The 15,832-nt window shown below is 64.7% G+C and carries 16 protein-coding genes; 11 read left to right on the top strand and 5 right to left on the bottom strand.

Annotation, left to right across the window (positions count from 1 at the left end; translation table 11 throughout):
- The first annotated feature begins 28 nt into the window (after positions 1-28).
- From BXA07_RS23920 to BXA07_RS23910, 3 genes are all read left to right on the top strand, one after another.
- Positions 29-220: a DUF2283 domain-containing protein gene (locus BXA07_RS23920; RefSeq protein WP_212592361.1), complete on the top strand. Its 192-nt coding sequence runs from the start codon at positions 29-31 to the stop codon at positions 218-220.
- 328 nt (positions 221-548) lie between these two features.
- Entirely contained in the window at positions 549-2,972 is a 2,424-nt protein-coding gene (locus BXA07_RS23915) for a DNA internalization-related competence protein ComEC/Rec2 (RefSeq protein WP_076571558.1), read from the top strand.
- A 329-nt stretch (positions 2,973-3,301) separates the two neighbouring features.
- Positions 3,302-3,730, top strand: coding sequence for a hypothetical protein (locus tag BXA07_RS23910; protein WP_139335733.1), 429 nt, complete (start codon positions 3,302-3,304; stop codon positions 3,728-3,730).
- Between the two features lie 35 nt (positions 3,731-3,765).
- Here BXA07_RS23910 and BXA07_RS23905 read toward each other — a convergent pair whose 3' ends face one another.
- Positions 3,766-4,713, bottom strand: a complete 948-nt coding sequence (locus tag BXA07_RS23905; protein ID WP_076571556.1) for a LysR family transcriptional regulator — start codon at positions 4,711-4,713, stop codon at positions 3,766-3,768.
- A 151-nt stretch (positions 4,714-4,864) separates the two neighbouring features.
- Between BXA07_RS23905 and BXA07_RS23900 the strand changes: the two genes are divergently transcribed.
- From BXA07_RS23900 to dcd, 4 genes are all read left to right on the top strand, one after another.
- Positions 4,865-5,626 (top strand): sulfite exporter TauE/SafE family protein, encoded by a 762-nt coding sequence (locus BXA07_RS23900; protein ID WP_034756294.1) that lies wholly within the window; start codon positions 4,865-4,867, stop codon positions 5,624-5,626.
- A gap of 21 nt (positions 5,627-5,647) precedes the next feature.
- Positions 5,648-6,343 carry an HAD family hydrolase gene (locus BXA07_RS23895; protein WP_076571555.1) on the top strand — a complete coding sequence of 232 codons (696 nt, stop codon included), beginning with the start codon at positions 5,648-5,650 and terminating at the stop codon, positions 6,341-6,343.
- Between the two features lie 58 nt (positions 6,344-6,401).
- On the top strand, positions 6,402-7,202 hold the full coding sequence (locus tag BXA07_RS23890) for an alpha/beta fold hydrolase (protein WP_083708498.1): 801 nt from the start codon (positions 6,402-6,404) through the stop codon (positions 7,200-7,202).
- Positions 7,203-7,334: 132 nt separating this feature from the next.
- Positions 7,335-7,904: a dCTP deaminase gene (dcd, locus tag BXA07_RS23885; protein ID WP_034755486.1), complete on the top strand. Its 570-nt coding sequence runs from the start codon at positions 7,335-7,337 to the stop codon at positions 7,902-7,904.
- A 31-nt stretch (positions 7,905-7,935) separates the two neighbouring features.
- Here dcd and BXA07_RS23880 read toward each other — a convergent pair whose 3' ends face one another.
- Entirely contained in the window at positions 7,936-9,165 is a 1,230-nt protein-coding gene (locus BXA07_RS23880; RefSeq protein ID WP_076571552.1) for a PrpF domain-containing protein, read from the bottom strand.
- 161 nt (positions 9,166-9,326) lie between these two features.
- On the opposite strand from BXA07_RS23880, the gene BXA07_RS23875 reads away from it, so the two are divergent.
- Positions 9,327-9,668: a FlxA-like family protein gene (locus tag BXA07_RS23875; RefSeq protein ID WP_076571550.1), complete on the top strand. Its 342-nt coding sequence runs from the start codon at positions 9,327-9,329 to the stop codon at positions 9,666-9,668.
- A 199-nt stretch (positions 9,669-9,867) separates the two neighbouring features.
- On the opposite strand, the gene BXA07_RS23870 is transcribed toward BXA07_RS23875, so the two are convergent.
- A complete protein-coding gene (locus BXA07_RS23870; protein ID WP_076571548.1) occupies positions 9,868-11,361 on the bottom strand; it encodes a sensor histidine kinase in 1,494 nt (497 codons plus the stop codon).
- A 2-nt stretch (positions 11,362-11,363) separates the two neighbouring features.
- Positions 11,364-12,053 (bottom strand): response regulator transcription factor, encoded by a 690-nt coding sequence (locus BXA07_RS23865; RefSeq protein ID WP_076571547.1) that lies wholly within the window; start codon positions 12,051-12,053, stop codon positions 11,364-11,366.
- 194 nt (positions 12,054-12,247) lie between these two features.
- On the opposite strand from BXA07_RS23865, the gene BXA07_RS23860 reads away from it, so the two are divergent.
- The 3 genes from BXA07_RS23860 (at position 12,248) to BXA07_RS23850 (ending at position 14,391) form a co-directional block, all read left to right on the top strand.
- Positions 12,248-12,739 carry a Spy/CpxP family protein refolding chaperone gene (locus BXA07_RS23860; RefSeq protein WP_076571545.1) on the top strand — a complete coding sequence of 164 codons (492 nt, stop codon included), beginning with the start codon at positions 12,248-12,250 and terminating at the stop codon, positions 12,737-12,739.
- A gap of 39 nt (positions 12,740-12,778) precedes the next feature.
- Positions 12,779-13,426, top strand: a complete 648-nt coding sequence (locus BXA07_RS23855; RefSeq protein ID WP_076571544.1) for a hypothetical protein — start codon at positions 12,779-12,781, stop codon at positions 13,424-13,426.
- Between the two features lie 125 nt (positions 13,427-13,551).
- Complete coding sequence (locus tag BXA07_RS23850) at positions 13,552-14,391, top strand: dioxygenase family protein (protein ID WP_076571542.1); 840 nt, start codon at positions 13,552-13,554, stop codon at positions 14,389-14,391.
- Here the strand turns inward: BXA07_RS23850 and BXA07_RS23845 are convergent.
- Complete coding sequence (locus BXA07_RS23845) at positions 14,388-15,827, bottom strand: DUF1501 domain-containing protein (RefSeq protein WP_076571541.1); 1,440 nt, start codon at positions 15,825-15,827, stop codon at positions 14,388-14,390. The genes BXA07_RS23850 and BXA07_RS23845 overlap by 4 nt on opposite strands.
- Positions 15,828-15,832: the final 5 nt, after the last annotated feature.

Below are 15,832 nucleotides of genomic sequence, written 5' to 3'. Positions count from 1 at the left end.
CGGAGGTTTTTAGTATATGACAAGAAAGATGACGCTGGAAGTAAGTGCGGATGATGACGATGTTGCTTATTTAATTCTTCCGGATCATCCTAGGGACGGAGTGGCGGGTATTTCAAGAAAACAAATTCGTCTGCGCGATTTGCTGGAATATGTGGGGCCTGATATTTATTTTGATTTTGATGAGGGTGGCAAGCTTGTAGGCGCGGAGATTCTCGCCTGATAAGACTGGATGCCACCCGGTGCCAGTTGGGAAACTAAAGTGTTGATGCAGGTTAACTGGACGCTGGCAGCGTAGTTGAAGGATATTCCAGCCACCGACCTTTAATGTCGCCCCCGTTTTCGCACGACGCGTGTGTATGGCCGGCGTTCGCGGGCAAGCCAGAGCGATGCGTGGTGGTGTTGCATGCCGCGACGAGCGCTGACATTCAAGTAGCCTGCTGGATAGCCTGTTGCGCGGGATCAGATGGAGGGCAGGAAAGCAGCCCGGCCTTGCGCCCAGGCTCTATAGTGTAATACCTATCTTCGCACTAGGCGATCATCACGCTCCCATGCGTACCCTGATACTCGGCTTTGCCGCCGGCGCCGCCTGGCTGCAGACGCAGGCCAGCCTGCCGCCGCATGCGGGCGCGCTGCTGTGGGTGGTCGCGGGCGCTGCGCTGCTGGTGGCGTGGCTGTTGCGCCGTCACGCGCGCTGGCGCTGCGTGCTTGCGCCTGCCGCCGGCGTGGGACTGGGCTTTTATTGGGCCGCCTGGCTGGCCCAGGCCGCGCTTGCGCCGCAGCTGGCGCCAGCCGACGAGGGGCGGGACATCACCGTCACGGGCACCATCGCCAGCCTGCCGTACCGCTTCGAGCAGGGCGTGCGCTTCAATTTTGCCGTGGAAAAAGCGTTTGGGGCAAAGGTGCCTCCCCTGATCGCCCTGTCCTGGTACGCGGGGTTTCGTGACGAAGTGACGAACGAGGTGGGCGACGTGCAGCCAGGCGAGCGCTGGCGGCTGACGGTGCGCCTGCAGCGTCCGCACGGCAACGCGAATCCCATGGGCTTCGATTACGAGGCGTGGCTGCTGGAGCAGGGCGTGCGCGCCACGGGCTATGTGCGGCCGCAGCCGCGCGCCGATACGCCCAACGTGCGCCTGGCCGCCTTCGTGCCCGCTTTCGGCAATGTGGTGGAAGCGAGCCGCGCGGCCCTGCGTGCGCGCATACTGCGCAGCCTGGAAGGTAAACAGTATGCGGGCGTGATCGTGGCGCTGGTGGTGGGCGACCAGCGCGCCATCCCCCAGTCGGACTGGCAAGTGTTCAACCGCACGGGCGTGAGCCATTTGATTTCGATTTCCGGCCTGCACATCACCATGATTGCGGGGCTGTTCGCCCTGGGCGCGGGCGCGCTGTGGCGGCGCTCGTTCTTTACGGACCGGCAACTGCCCTTGCTGCTGCCGGCGCAAAAGGTGGCGGCGCTGGCCGGCGCGCTGGCGGCGTTCCTGTACGTGCTGCTGGCCGGCTTCGGCGTGCCCGCGCAGCGCACCTTGTACATGCTGCTGGTGGTGGCGCTGGCCTTGTGGCTGGGACGCATCACCAGCATGGACCATATCCTGTGCCTGGCGCTGGGCGCGGTCGTGCTGCTTGATCCGTGGGCCGTGCTGTGGCCCGGTTTCTGGCTGTCGTTCGGCGCCGTCGCCACCATTTTGTACGCGACGGCGGGCCGCACGGCGGCAGCGTTGCCGGAGAACGCCAGCCGCTGGCGGCGCTTGCGCGCGGCCATGGCGCTCGGTGCGCATACGCAGTATGTGGTGACGGTGGGGCTGGTACCGTTGACGATGCTGTTGTTTTCGCAAGTCTCGCTCGTGTCGCCCGTCGCCAATGCGCTGGCCATACCCGTCATCAGCCTTGTGGTAACTCCTTTGTCGCTAGTCGGCAGCCTGCTGCCGGCGCCCCTGTGCGACTGGCTGTTGCTGCTGGCACACACCATCGTGCAGATGCTGGCGCAGGTGCTGGACTGGCTCGGCGCGCGCCGCTTCGCCGTGTGGACGGCGCCCGCGCCCCCGATGTGGAGTTTTTGCTGGGCATTGTTCGGCACGGCATGGCTGCTGGCACCACGCGGATGGCCGCAGCGCTGGGCGGGCGTGCTGGGCTGGCTGCCCCTGCTGACGGCCTTGCCGTCCAGCCCGCCGCCGGGCCAGATGTGGATCACGGCCTTTGATGTGGGACAAGGCATGGCCGTGCTGGTGGAAACCCACGATCACCGCCTGCTGTACGACACGGGACCGGCCTACAGCCTCGATGCCGACGGCGCCAGCCGGGTCATCGTGCCGTATCTGCGGGCGCGCGGCATCGGCAAGCTCGACGGCGTGATCATCTCGCACAGCGACCTCGATCACGCGGGCGGCGCCATTTCGCTGCTGGAGAACGTGCAAGTGGGCTGGCTGGCCTCGTCGCTGTTCGATGGCCACCCGGCCGTCCAGGCCCGGCGGCAAGCCGGGCGTCCGTATCTGCATTGCGTGGCCGGTCAACGCTGGACCTGGGAAGGCGTGCATTTCGCCATGCTGCACCCGCTGCCCGCCAGCCATACGGACATCAGCTTGACGCCGAACGCCCGCAGCTGCACCGTGAAGATCACGGCCGGCAAGCATGCCATCTTGCTGGCCGGCGACATCGAAGCGGCGCAGGAAGCGCAGCTGCTCGCGCGCTCGGCCGAGGGCGAGCTGGCGGCCGACGTGCTGCTGGCGCCGCACCACGGCAGCGGCACTTCTTCCACACCGGCATTCCTGACCGCCGTGCATCCCGGCCTGGCGATCTTCCAGGTAGGGCACCGCAACCGCTACAAGCATCCGAAGCCGCAAGTGTATGCGCGCTATGGCGACATGGGCATTGCGCGGCTGCGTACGGATGTGGAAGGGGCGGTGGTGATGGCGTTTGGGGAGCGTATTGAGATAACGCAGTATCGGGCCAGCCGGCCGCGGTATTGGCATGGTCGCTAGTGATGGCGTGCATGCCGCCGGCCTGTACAGCGCTTCGTGCATGACTCATTGCGCCAGTGCTTGCCCGCTTGACGCTGAAATTGCTTTTTTAAAGCACCGGTGACATTGTGTGATATTTCTTTTGGTTAATTTATTTATACTTCGTGCCGGTGTATGCAAAGCTTTATGGCTCGTGGATACGTATCGGGACAATGCCGCCAAGCGGGCTAGCGATGGCGGTTGCATTCGGTGAAACTCATGTGGATGCAATGCAGGGAAATAGAATCAACTGAGGGGTTTGTATGTTTTTTGCGCTTGGCTTTTTTGTGGTAATTGGCGGATTTTGTCTCATGTCCAAGCCTTTCCGGTTCCTGTTCCTGACGGTTTTCTGCTTGAGCTTAGTGTATGGCTATAGCGTGTCGTACCATGTCAACGGCAGCGGGCCAGAAAGCGATGAACTCAAGATGTTATTCAATTTGTATAGCCTCAATATCGGCCTGTTTTTGCTTGCCTGCTATCTTGGCTATCAACTCAATGCCAGCCATTCTGTGGAAATGTATCAGCGTCGTCGCCTGGCCACGTTTAAATTCCTTGTTAAATGGGGAGTGATGTACGCCATTTACAGTTTCATAATGCAAAAAATAATAAATAAGTTCATGGATGACGGGGATGCCGGATTTTTTGTCATGAGGGCTTTCGGCCTTTATTTCTTCGGTTTTTTCCTCTTTCTTGTTTTCGCCGTTCCATGGCTGCTCCGCAGGCTGTCGCCACGCAGTTAAGCTGGCATCCGGCTGCGACGGCCGCGCCTCGATGGCTATCTGTTTAAGCCGGTGTGCGCCGCATCGGCCCGCTCGTCCGGTATCTCCAGCCCCCGCTGCCGCACGTATTCCAGAAACAGCCTTGCCCCCTTGGCCATCCTCGACGTGCCGTAGACGGCATGGATGCTGGGGTCCAGCTCTTTTGACGACGTCAGCCGGTACGACGTGCAGACCCGGCGCAAGGTGCCTGCCGCCACGGCCGGCTCCGCCAGCCAGCTGGCCAGGCGCACGATGCCGGCCCCTTCCAGGGCCGCCTGGAAGGTCGCGATGCCGGAAGTGAAGCGGAAGCGGGGCTGCACCTGGTAGCGCACGTTGCGTTCGCCGGAGACGAAATGCCAGTCGCGCAGGATGCGGGGGGCCGAGTGCATGATGATGTCGTGGCCGGCCAGCTCTTCCGGTTCGTCCGGCGCACCCATGCGTTCTATATACTCGGGCGAGGCGTACATGTAGCGGCGGTAGTTCCACAGGGGATAGCCGATCAGCTCGCTGGACTGGGGAAAGGCGCCGCGGATGGCAAAGTCGAGCTTTTCCTGGATGGGGTCGATGGATTTGTCCGAGAAGTGGATGTCCACCGATACGTTCGGGTAGTCGCGCGAAAATTGCGCCACCACTTTCGGCAGGAAGCCCAGCGACAGGATTTCCGGCGCCGAGATGCGCACCCAGCCTTGCGGCGAATTGCTCAGCTCGGCCAACTGCTCTTCCGCCTCGGCCTGCGTTTCCAGCAAATGCCGGGCCGACGCGTAATAGGTTTCGCCGGCCGTCGTCAGGGTGAACTGTTTTTGCGTGCGCAGGATCAGCTCGGCGCCGATGGCTTCTTCGAGGAACTGGATGGCGCGCGTGACGGCCGACGGCGAGCGTCCCAGCATGCGCGCCGCGTGGATGAAGCTGCGCTTTTCCACCACGGTGCAAAAGGCGCGGATTTCCCACATCAGTTTCATCGACATCGCGTGACTCCCGGCAAAAGAGGCCAGTAGACCGCATGGGGCGCATTCCGTCAAGCGTTACGCCTGATTGCGTTTTCCGCAATATGAAGTTGCATCCGAAAAAGTGTCCGACGCCTATACTGCCGCTGTCGTCCATTCCATATTGCCTATCATGCTGACCATCTCGCTGCTGTGTTTATTTGCCTTCTTTGCCGGCCTCATCGATGCCGCAGTGGGCGGGGGCGGGCTGATACAGCTGCCGGCCCTGTTCAACCTGATGCCGAACATGGCCTCGACCTCCTTGCTGGGCACGAACAAGCTGGCGTCCGCCTGCGGCACCACGTTTGCCGCCCGCTCGTTTGTCGGCAAGGTGCATATCCCCTGGCTGCTGGTGCTGCCCGCCGTGGCCAGCGCCTTCGTCATGTCCTTCATCGGCGCGGCCGCCGTGTCCTACGTGCCGCAGCAGGTAGTGCGCCCCATGGTGCTGGTGTTGATCATCATCATGGCGATTTACACCTTCATCAAGAAGGATTTCGGCACGACGCGCGAAGCGCGCCCCATCGGCCCGCGCGAACGCATTCTGGCCATCGTCATCGGCGGCGCCATCGGCTTCTATGACGGCCTGTTCGGGCCGGGCACGGGCAGCTTTCTGATTTTCCTGTTCATCCGCGTCTTCGGCTTCGATTTCATCCTCGCCTCGGCCTGCTCGAAACTGGTGAATATCGCCACGAACGTGGCCGCGCTGGCCTTCTTCATTCCCGCCGGCCACGTCGTGTATGCCGTGGCGGCGCCCATGGCCGTGTGCAACATCCTGGGCGCCCTGACGGGCACCTGGATCGCCGTGCGCCGCGGCGCCGCCTTCGTGCGCATCCTCTTCCTCGTGCTGCTGGTGCTGCTGATCGTGAAGTTGTCCTACGACATCTTCTTCAAGTAATGACTCGGGCCTAAGCTAGCCATGAAAACCATCCGGGGCGTACTGTGGGACAACGATGGCGTGCTGGTCGATACCGAACAGCTGTTTTATGAAGCGAACCGCGACTTGCTCTTGCCCTACGGCATAGAATTGACTCCTAAGCAATTTTTTGACTGGTTCCTGGACAATAACTACGGCGCCTGGCATCTGTTGCTGGGGCAGGGGCACAGCATCGAACTGGTCGAGCGCCTGCGGGCCGAGCGCACCGTGCTGTTTGCGCAACGCCTGCGCCAGGCGCGCCAGCTGGCCATCCCCGGCGTCAGGCAGGTGCTGGCGGCGCTGCGCCCGCATGTGGCCATGGGCGTGGTCACCAGTGCGTATGCGCAACACTTTGACATCAGCCATGCAGCCACGGGCTTGCTCGGCCACTTCGACTTCGTGCTGACGCGCGAAATGTATGGCGAGAGCAAACCGGCGCCGGATGGCTACCAGCTGGGCTTGCAGCGCCTGGGCCTGGCCGCCGCCGATTGCGTGGCCGTGGAAGACTCGCCGCGCGGCTTGCGCGCCGCGAATGCGGCGGGACTGGAATGCATCATCGTGCGCAACCACATGAACCGCGACCATGCGTTCGATGGCGCTTTTTGCGTGGTCGATTCCAACGCCGAGCTGGGCGAGGTACTGGCTTCGTTCGTGCCCGGCATGGCGCGCTCGCAGGGACAATTAGAGGCCTTCCTCTGATACGTCTTGCCGGTGTGCCATTACAATTGTTTATCGCATTCACCGGCACGGCCCCACGATGACCCTCCCGCAGCTGCACTTCGCCCACGCCAACAGTTATCCTGCCGGCACCTACCGCAAGCTGTTCGGCTTGCTGGGCCAGCACTACCATGTGCAGGCGCTCGACATGCATGCGCACGATCCCGATTACCCCGTCAGCACGGGCTGGCCCGAGCTGGTGCGCGAGTATATCGATGACCTGGAGCGCCGCTACAGCGCGCCCGTGATCCTTGTCGGCCATTCGCTGGGCGGCATGCTCAGCGTGATGGTGGCCAAGCAGCGGCCCGACCTGGTGCGCTGCGTCGTCCTGCTCGATTCGCCCGTGGTGGCGGGCTGGCGCGCCTTGCTGGTGCGCCTGGCGCGCAACACGGCGCTGGGCGAGCGTTACTCTCCCGCCCGTTTTTCCGCCCGGCGGCGCAAGCTGTGGCCCGACGCGCAGGCGGCCTATGAACACTTCGCGGCCAAGGACATGTTCGCCATCTGGGCGCCGCAGGTCTTGCGCGACTACATCGACAGCGGCCTGGCGCCCCATCCGGAAGGGGTGCAGCTGCGTTTTACGCGCGAAGTGGAAACGGATGTCTACCGCAGCCTGCCGCACCACATCGGCAGCCTCGTCAAGGATGGCTTTCCCGTGCCCATCGGTTTTATCGGCGGTACGGAGTCGGTGGAATGCCGCCAGGCGGGCTTGACGGCCACGCGCAAGCTGGTCGGCAAGTTTTTCCGCCAGGTGCCGGGCGGGCATCTGTTTCCCATGGAAAACCCGGAACTGACGGCACAAGTGGTGCGCGAGATGATCACCGCGCTGTTGGCTAAACACTAGCCGACTGGCAAGGATTTTCAGCGGGCAAGGGCCAAAAGTGGCGGTTTTTCGCGTAAAATCCTGCCATTCGGGCCGCGCCTGCACCTGGCGCGCCGCCCCCGCCATTCGATATTCTAGAAAGATACCCCTGCGATGACGATTAAAAGCGATAAATGGATACGCCGCATGGCGGAAACAACGGGCATGATCGAGCCGTTCGAACCGGGCCAGGTCAAGGAACGCGACGGCAACCGCATCGTTTCCTACGGCACCTCCAGCTATGGCTATGACATCCGCTGCGCCGACGAGTTCAAGCTGTTTACCAACATCAACACCACCATCGTCGACCCCAAGGATTTTGACGCGAATAACTTCGTCGATGTGTCGGGCAAGGGCTATTGCATCATCCCGCCGAACTCGTTCGCGCTGGCCCGCACGGTTGAGTATTTCCGCATTCCCCGCAACGTCTTGACGATTTGCCTGGGCAAGAGCACCTATGCCCGCTGCGGCATCATCGTCAACGTCACCCCGTTCGAACCGGAATGGGAAGGCTATGTGACCCTGGAGTTTTCGAATACGACACCGTTGCCGGCGAAAATCTACGCCAACGAAGGCGTGGCGCAAGTGCTGTTCTTCGAGTCCGATGAAGTGTGCGAAACGTCGTACAAGGACCGCGGCGGCAAATACCAAGGCCAGGTGGGCGTGACCCTGCCAAAAACCTGATGATCTGCAAGGGCAGGGTGCCAGTCCTGCCCTAAAATTGTTTCAGCAGCCACGCCTTCAGCGCGGTTGACGGCTGGTACAGGGGAACATGGCCGCGCAGCAAGATTTGCGCGCTGCGCCGGTAGGCCGCGCTGTCGATGGCGATGGCGTCTCCCGCCTGGCGCGCCACGATGGTGGTGGCCAGGATGCCGGCCGGGTTTGCTATGCCCAGTTCAATTTCCCCATATTGTTGCCCGACAGGCGGCACGCTGCGCGCCAGCCCATGCGCCACCGTGCCCGGTATCAAACAAGCTGCCGCCAGGCAGCAGCCGCCCGAGACGGCCAGCGAAGCGTGGCCCGCCTGCGGCGTAAAGTAACGCACAGCAATATTTCCCTCTCCCGCTGCAGGCCCCACGATGCAGAACTTGGGGAGGGTTTCGCTGCGTTCCAGCTCTTCCAGGGTCATCAACCCGCCATTGCGCTTGCGCAAGCCCATCAGCAGTCCCGCCGCGCTCCACACCTGGCGGATCGCCTGCATGAAAGCCGTGTCCGCTTCCAGTTCCGCGATGGACTCGTGCGCCGTCTTGCCGAACTGGCTCGCTGGCGCGATGACCATGGGCACGGCCACGTCCACGCAAGAGACCGCATAGCCATGCACCACATCTTGTACATTTCCTGTTGGCAATAATTTGCCTGTCTTGGCGCCTGCGGGCTGCTGCAGGAACAGGTCCACGCGGGGAAAGCTGCCCGGCACGCCGGGGATGGCGGCGGCCGCAAAGCTGCCGTCCGGTTCGCGCGCCATGCGCGAGGTGGTGATGACGCCCGTGTTCGTGTTGCGGATATCGATGGCGTGCGCGCCGATGGCCAGCGCCTCGATCACGCCGCTGTCGAGTCCCCACAATTGCAGGGCGGACGACATATTGCCGCAGTTCACGCTCCAGTCGATATCGCCATGCTCTCCCGCCAGCTGCGCCAGGGTGCTGACGAGGCGCGGCTGGCCCGCATGCTGTTCCACCTCGGCGAGGCAGACCTTGTTGCTGGTGGGCGCGCCCCGTCCCAGGCCCGTGATCTGCCGGTTGCCGGGCAGCCGGCCGGACTGGGGCACGCCCATCAGGTGGCGCAGCAATTCCACACGCAGGGTCGGGTCGGGCGGCACGGCCGCCGCATGCAGCACCAGGCCCGTGGAAGTGCCGCCACGCATGTGGTGGACGGGAAACTCGATGACGCCGCAGCGCTGGCGCAGGACGAGGTCGGGCAGGGCGGGCAGCAGGGGTGTTTTCATCGTGCATCGTGGTCCAGGCAGGAAGCGCCAGTGTGCCAGTTTTTCTTGCTGGCGTGCAAGCGGATGGCGCGCGCGGCGTCTTTACCCGCCTTTACACTTGCCGCCCTGCATTGTGTACCTCGCGCGCCGATAATAAGGTATTGAATGATCAGGGAGGCAATATGGTAGCGGCAATCGGTTCCGGCAGCGCGGTCAGCGCGGCCAGCGGCAGCAGTTCAGGCAGCAATGCGCAGATCGCGGCGCTGCAAAAGCAGATCACGGCGGCGCAAAAGCAGTTGACGGAGTCGCAGAAGGGCGAGCAGACGGAGGCATCGCAAAAGCTGCAGCAGCAGCTGGCGCAGCAAATCCAGGCCTTGCAGGCGCAGATTGCCCAGTTACAGGCGGCAGCGGCGCAGCAGGCGGCGCAGCAAGATTCTCAGACGGCCGGCAGCGCCGATACGGCGACGGGTCCGGCCAGGCCCGGCTCGTCCACCTTGGGCAGCATCATCGATACCCAGGCCTGACAGGGACTTGGGCACTAAGTAATCCTCGGGGAAATATTGTGAATTTATGACGAACAGAACAGGATGCTGTGCAAGGCGCCTGCAGCGGCGCAGTGCGAGCACTGCTAGCTGCGGGCAACACCGCACAGCGCCGCTTTTGGAAGTCAGAAAACACAATAATTTATTGGGGGTTACTTAGCGCGCCAGGCTCGCCGGAAGGTCAGCCTGGCGTTTTCACGGGCAGCAGCATGGTCACGCACAGTCCTCCGCCTTCGCGCCGGCTCGCGGCGATGCTGCCGCCATGGGCGCCGATCACGTGGCGGGCGATGGCCAGGCCCAGGCCGTGGCCATCCGTGCTGTGCTGCGTATGGCTGGCGCGGAAGAACGGTTCGAAAATGCGGGCCAGGTCGGCCGTGGCCACGCCTGGCCCCCGGTCCAGCACGGCGATGCGCACCCATTCCTGCTTGCCGTCGTGCAAGCGCGACAAGTCCACTTCCACCGTGCCGCCGTCTGGGCTGTGCTTGAGCGCATTGCGCACGACGTTTTCCACGGCGCGCGCCAGCAGTTCCGGCCGGCCCGTGACGGCGGCGTCGGCGATGGCCGCATCGCCGGCCATGGCGATATCCTGCTGGCGCGCCTTCGCTTCGTAGCGGGCGTCTTCCATGATGTCGTGCAGCAGGTCCGCGATGCCGACGTCTTCGCTGAGGGGCGAGGCGGCCCCCGCTTCCAGCCGGGACAGGGTCAGCAGCTCGCCGATCAGCTTGTCCATGCGTTCGCTTTCGCGTTCGATGCGTTCCAGCGAGGCGTCCATCTTCTCGGGCTGCTGGTGGGCCAGGCCGATGGCGGCCTGCAGGCGCGCCAGCGGCGAGCGCAGTTCGTGCGACACATCATGCAGCAAACGGGTCTGGCTATCCATGAGATGGCGCAAGCGCCCCGTCATGCGGTCGAAATCGCGGCCCAGGTCCGTCAATTCATCGCCGCGCTTGCCGCTGGCGTGAAAGCGGGGCGCCAGGTCGCCGTGCGAGGCCGCCTCGAAGGCCTGGCGCAGGTCGCGGATGGGGCGCGCAAAGTACCAGGCCAGCAAAAAGGCGAACAGCAGGCTGGCGGCGATGGCGGCGCCCAGGGGAATGAAGGTGCGGTAGGGACTGTCCATGCGCGGGCCGGGCGGCATGCCGCGGCCGAATTCGCCGCGAGGCGGCGCTACGCCCGTTTCCTTCGGCCGTGCTCCGGGTCCCATGGCGCGCGGGCCGCTGAGGGTGACGGCGTTGAGGGTGTCGCGCGCGGCGCCCGCCTCGGCATTGCGGAAGCGCTCGGAGGAGGGCAGGAACAGCAGATAGCGCTGGCCGTCGCTGCCGGCGACCGTGCGCACGACGGGATGGGGCTGGCTTTGCTCCACCAGCATGGCACGCGCCTTGTCCAGCATGGCGGGGTGGACCTTGCGGCCCATCAACTCGTGACCTTGCGCATCGACGGCAAACACGCGCATGCGCTCCAGCTTGCCCAGGAATTGCCGCAAGGCCTGGCTGCCGCCCGCTTCCAGGGTGGCGCTGGCCGCTTCGATGATCATTTGCGCGGGCGGACTGGTGTCGATGTCGAGGGCCCGCTCCTGCTGGGCCGCCCGGTTTTTCAGCCAGAACGTGCCGCCGATGCCGATGGTGGCTGTCACTTGCGCCAGCATGATGCACAGAAAAAATTTCCAGAACAGCCGGCCCACGCTTACTCCTTGATCAGCTGGTAGCCGAGACGGTACACGGTCTGCAGGCAGGAACGGCCATCGGCCAGGCTACCCAGCTTGCGCCGCAGGCTGCTCAGGTGCACGTCGATATTGCGGTCGAAGCGGGCCATGGGCCGCCCCAGGCCCAGTTCCGACAATTGATTCTTGCTCACGGGCTTGCCGGCATGGCGCACCAGCACTTCCAGCAGGTTGAATTCCGTGCTCGTCAGCTCCAGGTGCGCGCCGGCCCAGGCGGCGCGCCGCTGTTCCGGCCACATCGTCAGCTGGCCCACGGCCAGCGGCGCCAGGCCCGAGGCATCGTGCGGCGCCGCCTGCGCGCGGCGCAGGATGGCGCGGATGCGCGCCGTCAGCTCGCGCGGCGTGCACGGCTTGGTCACGTAATCGTCGGCGCCCAGCTCCAGGCCGACAATGCGATCCGTGTCGTCGCCGCGCGCCGTCAGCATCAGGATGGGCAGGTTGCTGCCGGCGCGGATGCGGCGCAGGGTTTCCAGGCCATTCATGCGCGGCATCATGACGTCGAGGACGGCGATGGCGTACAGGCCCGTCAGCGCCTCGGCCGCGCCGCGTTCGCCGTCATGCACGGCTTTCGCGTCAAAACCTTCCTGCGTCAGGTACTCCTGGAACATGCCCACCAGTTCCACATCGTCGTCGATTAACAATACCTTGCTCATGCCTGCGCTTTTTTCGGTGAATATCGCCCGATGATAGCAGTCAAACGGGGTTGTTCAGGCCGTTTTTACCCGCTTTTACATCGTGCCGGCAACACATCTGCTGACCATCCTTTACACGCTTTTACGCGGCCCTAACGTTGCTTTACATGGCAGGCGCCGACAATCGGGCCTGACTGCCACGAAAGGAACGCCCCATGAAATACCTGACTATTGCCGTATCCCTGCTGTTGCTGTCGGCCTGCAGCATGCCGCTGGTGGCCCTGGCCCAGCCGGTGCCCGCACACGGCGCCGGGCCGGCGCGCGGCAACGATGGCCCGCCGCCCGCCCTTGGCCCTGGCCCCGGCGGCGCGCAGGGCTTGCCGCCCTTCCTGCACGGCATCGCGTTGAGCGAAGCGCAGCAGGACAAGGTCTTTGCCGCCACCCATGCCCAGGCGCCCCTGCTGCGGGAACAGCAAAAGATCGCCTTCAAGGCCCATGAGCAGCTGCGCCAGCTGGCCGCCTCCAGCACCTACGACGACGCCAGGGCCGGTGCTTTGGCGAACACGGCAGGGCAAGCCATGGCGCAGATCAGCCTGCTGCAGGCGCGCCTGGAGCAGCAATTGCTGGCCCTGTTGACGCCGGAGCAGCGCCAGCAGGTGGAGCAGCGCCGCGCCGAGCATGCAGGCCAGCCGCGCGCGCCACGTTGAATCACCACCCCGACTTGAGATATATCAGAGGAAAAAGCCATGAGCATCAATGCCTTGAGTTCCAGCAGCGCCGTCAGCCAGCTGAGCGCTTTCAATCGCGTCTGCGGCAGCGGCAGTGCCGAGGCCAGCAGCAAGGTGGGCGGCACGCGGCCGCACCAAGCGGACGACGGCGCTTTTCTTGACGCCATTTCCAGCGCCCTGTCGTCGATCGGCGTGTCGGTGGACGCCAGCGATGGCGGCAGCGATGCGGCCGCGTCTGAAAGCGCCAGCAGCAGCGACGCGGGCCAGGCCCTGGGGGCCTTCCTGCACCAGCTGATGGGCAGTCTGCATGCGCAAGGGGGCGGCAAGGCTGGCGGGCAGGAGCCAGGCGGCGCAGCGCCTGCGGGGGCGCCGCCCGGCGGCATGCGCGGCGGCGGCCCCGGCAACATCGAGTCGGATCTGCAAAGCTTGCTGCAAAAGCTGTCCGCCTCCGGCAGCGGCAGCAGCGACAGCGCGGACAGCGGCGTGACGGACTTGCAATCGAGCTTTGCCAGCCTGCTCGGCGCGCTGGGCGGCAGCGCCGGCACCAGCGGCGACAGCAATGCCAAGCTGAGCAGCTTCCTGCAGGCGCTGTCGGGCAGTCTCGGCGCGGCGAACGCGGGCGGCGGCCTGTCCGCCAGCGGCAACCTGGTCAATACAAGGGCTTGAAGCATGGAACGCAGGCTTGCCATTGCCGTCAGGAAAGCGCTCGCGGAGCGGGCCATGCAGGCCCTGTGCCTGTGCGCTGGCCTGAGCCGGGCCCTGGCGGGCTTGCCTCATTTGATGGAATATGTATGGACTTACATGACTTCGGTCTGGCATCCGACCTCGAAATGATGCGGCAACAGGCGGCGGAACGGCGCCAGGTCTTGCGCTGGCTGCTGGCGGGCGCCGCCGGCTTGCCCCTGGCCGGCTGCGGCGGCACGGACCCCGGCGGCACGGCAGGCGGCGGCATGTCCGCCGGCACGGCCTCGCCCGCCACGGGCGCCTGCGCGGTGATACCGGACGAAACGGGCGGACCGTATCCGGCCGACGGCACGAATACGCATGGCGGCAGCATCATCAACGTGCTGAACCAGTCGGGTGTCGTGCGCAGCGATATCCGCGCCAGTTTCAACGGCGCCACGGGCGTGGCGGCGGGCGTGCCCTTGACCATCGAGTTGCAATTGATCAATGCCAGCGGCGGCTGCGCCAGTCTGGCCGGCTACGCCGTGTATCTATGGCATTGCGACCGCGACGGCCTGTATTCGCTGTACTCGAGCGGCGTGACGGCGCAGAGTTACCTGCGCGGCGTGCAGGAAACGGACGGTACCGGCAAGCTGCGCTTCACGACCATCTTTCCCGGCTGCTACGCGGGGCGCATGCCGCACGTGCATTTGGAGGTCTATCCCAGCCTGGCCGAGGCGGCCAGTGCCGCGAACCGCCTCAAGACCTCGCAATTCACGTTTCCGATGGCAACGTTGAACGAGGCGTATGCGGCCAGCGGCTACACGGCCAGCGTGCGCAAGCTGGCGCAGATCAGCTATGCCACCGACAATGTCTTCGGCGACGGCACCAGCCTGCAGATGGCCGCGGTGACGGGCAATGCCACGGACGGCTACCTCGCCACCCTGACGATCGCCGTGAACGGTTAAGTTGCTGTCATGAAACCCAGGTCGCGCCGGCTGAAGTTGCCGATATTCGGGAACACCTCGGCCAGCTGGCTGTCGGCCACGCCGAACCATTTCGCCAGGGTGGCGCCGTACTGGTCGACGGAGGTGGTCGGCAGCAGGGCGCCGGAACCCACGTCCAGCTCATGGCCCAGTCCCGTCGTGGGGAAGGCGCCGTAGATGTCGCGGCCCTTCACGGCGCCGCCCACGACGAAGTGGTGCGCGCCCCAGCCGTGATCCGTGCCGTCGCCGTTGCTGCTGAAGGTACGGCCGAAGTCCGAGGCCGTAAACGTCGTCACCTGGCGCCGCAGGTCGGCCCCTTGCAAAGAGGCAAGGGTACTGTCGAAATACGCGAGCGCATGGGCCAGGCGGGCCATCAGGTCGCCATGCAGTACTTTTTGCCTGTCATGCGTGTCGAAGCTGCCCAGGGTCACATAAAACACTTGCCGTTTCGCGCCCAGCGCGCCGCGCCCGCCGATGATGCGCGCCACCGTTTGCAGTTGCACGGCCAGCGGGTTGACGCCGGAGGCGCCCGTGTTCGGATTGACGTAGGGCGGCGGATTGGGCACGCCGCCCGCGCCGGCGGCCAGCATGGCGCCGCTGAGGATGCCCTGGCTGGTGATGGCGCGCTGCACGACGGCAACATGTTCCTGTTCGATCAGGTCGCTGCCTGCATCGTTGATGATGGCCTGCAATGCGCCCGCGCCGCCCGTGCTGCCATACAGGCTGCCGCTCAGGCTTCGGATCGGCACGGCGCCCGACTGGCCCACCTGGAACTGGCGGACCTGGCGTCCGCTGAGGAAGATGGTGTTGCCCGCGGCGGAAATGGCCGTGAACATGGCATTCGTATTGCCCGCGCCGGCCACGTCGCTGATGCGCCCGCCCCAGCCCGTGCTGGCTCCTTCCGGCGAACCCGATTGCCACGTCGATTGCTGGTCGTTGTGCGAAAACAGCTTGGGTGGCAAGGCCACGCTGCCGGCCTTGTACTGCGCCAGGGTGGTCGGCTGTATCAGGGTGCCCACATTGGCCACGACGGCGGCGCGGCCATTGTCGAACAGGTCTTTCAGGGGCGCCAGCTGGGGATGCAGGGCGAAGGCGCGGCCCGTTTGCGCAGTGGCGGGCACGATGGGCAAGACGCCGCCCGTCTCGCCCACGCCGGGCAGATGGATGGAATCGGCGGCGCCCGTGTTGCGCAGGCGCGTGTATTCATTCCATGACGTGGGATCGGTGGCCAGCACCGTGTTGAAGGCGTCGTTGCCGCCTGCCATGAACAGGCACACCATGGCCTTGTAGTCGCCGGCCGATTGCGCGGCGGCGTTGCCCATGGCGGCCAGGTTCATGGCGAACGGCGCGGCCGTGGTGCCGGCCAGGCTCAGCATGGAGCCGAGGAAGCGGCGGCGGGAAAAGGGAAAGTTTTGCATGTGAT

The sequence above is a fragment of the Janthinobacterium sp. TND4EL3 genome (assembly GCF_900156175.1).
In the GTDB taxonomy this organism is placed as follows: domain Bacteria; phylum Pseudomonadota; class Gammaproteobacteria; order Burkholderiales; family Burkholderiaceae_D; genus Janthinobacterium.
Note: the sequence above shows the minus strand (reverse complement) of the source record. Positions and strands in the feature narration are given on the sequence as shown.

Excerpts from the sequence above, each read along its gene's own strand:
- BXA07_RS23900 (WP_034756294.1), top strand. The coding sequence starts at position 4,865 with ATGCTGACCATCTCGCTGCTGTGTTTATTTGCCTTCTTTGCCGGCCTC.
- BXA07_RS23895 (WP_076571555.1), top strand. The coding sequence starts at position 5,648 with ATGAAAACCATCCGGGGCGTACTGTGGGACAACGATGGCGTGCTGGTC.
- BXA07_RS23850 (WP_076571542.1), top strand. The coding sequence starts at position 13,552 with ATGGACTTACATGACTTCGGTCTGGCATCCGACCTCGAAATGATGCGG.
- BXA07_RS23865 (WP_076571547.1), bottom strand. The coding sequence starts at position 12,053 with ATGAGCAAGGTATTGTTAATCGACGACGATGTGGAACTGGTGGGCATG.
- BXA07_RS23845 (WP_076571541.1), bottom strand. The coding sequence starts at position 15,827 with ATGCAAAACTTTCCCTTTTCCCGCCGCCGCTTCCTCGGCTCCATGCTG.
- BXA07_RS23915 (WP_076571558.1), top strand. The coding sequence starts at position 549 with ATGCGTACCCTGATACTCGGCTTTGCCGCCGGCGCCGCCTGGCTGCAG.
- BXA07_RS23890 (WP_083708498.1), top strand. The coding sequence starts at position 6,402 with ATGACCCTCCCGCAGCTGCACTTCGCCCACGCCAACAGTTATCCTGCC.
- dcd (WP_034755486.1), top strand. The coding sequence starts at position 7,335 with ATGACGATTAAAAGCGATAAATGGATACGCCGCATGGCGGAAACAACG.
- BXA07_RS23910 (WP_139335733.1), top strand. The coding sequence starts at position 3,302 with ATGTCCAAGCCTTTCCGGTTCCTGTTCCTGACGGTTTTCTGCTTGAGC.
- BXA07_RS23855 (WP_076571544.1), top strand. The coding sequence starts at position 12,779 with ATGAGCATCAATGCCTTGAGTTCCAGCAGCGCCGTCAGCCAGCTGAGC.
- BXA07_RS23920 (WP_212592361.1), top strand. The coding sequence starts at position 29 with ATGACGCTGGAAGTAAGTGCGGATGATGACGATGTTGCTTATTTAATT.
- BXA07_RS23905 (WP_076571556.1), bottom strand. The coding sequence starts at position 4,713 with ATGTCGATGAAACTGATGTGGGAAATCCGCGCCTTTTGCACCGTGGTG.
- BXA07_RS23880 (WP_076571552.1), bottom strand. The coding sequence starts at position 9,165 with ATGAAAACACCCCTGCTGCCCGCCCTGCCCGACCTCGTCCTGCGCCAG.
- BXA07_RS23875 (WP_076571550.1), top strand. The coding sequence starts at position 9,327 with ATGGTAGCGGCAATCGGTTCCGGCAGCGCGGTCAGCGCGGCCAGCGGC.
- BXA07_RS23860 (WP_076571545.1), top strand. The coding sequence starts at position 12,248 with ATGAAATACCTGACTATTGCCGTATCCCTGCTGTTGCTGTCGGCCTGC.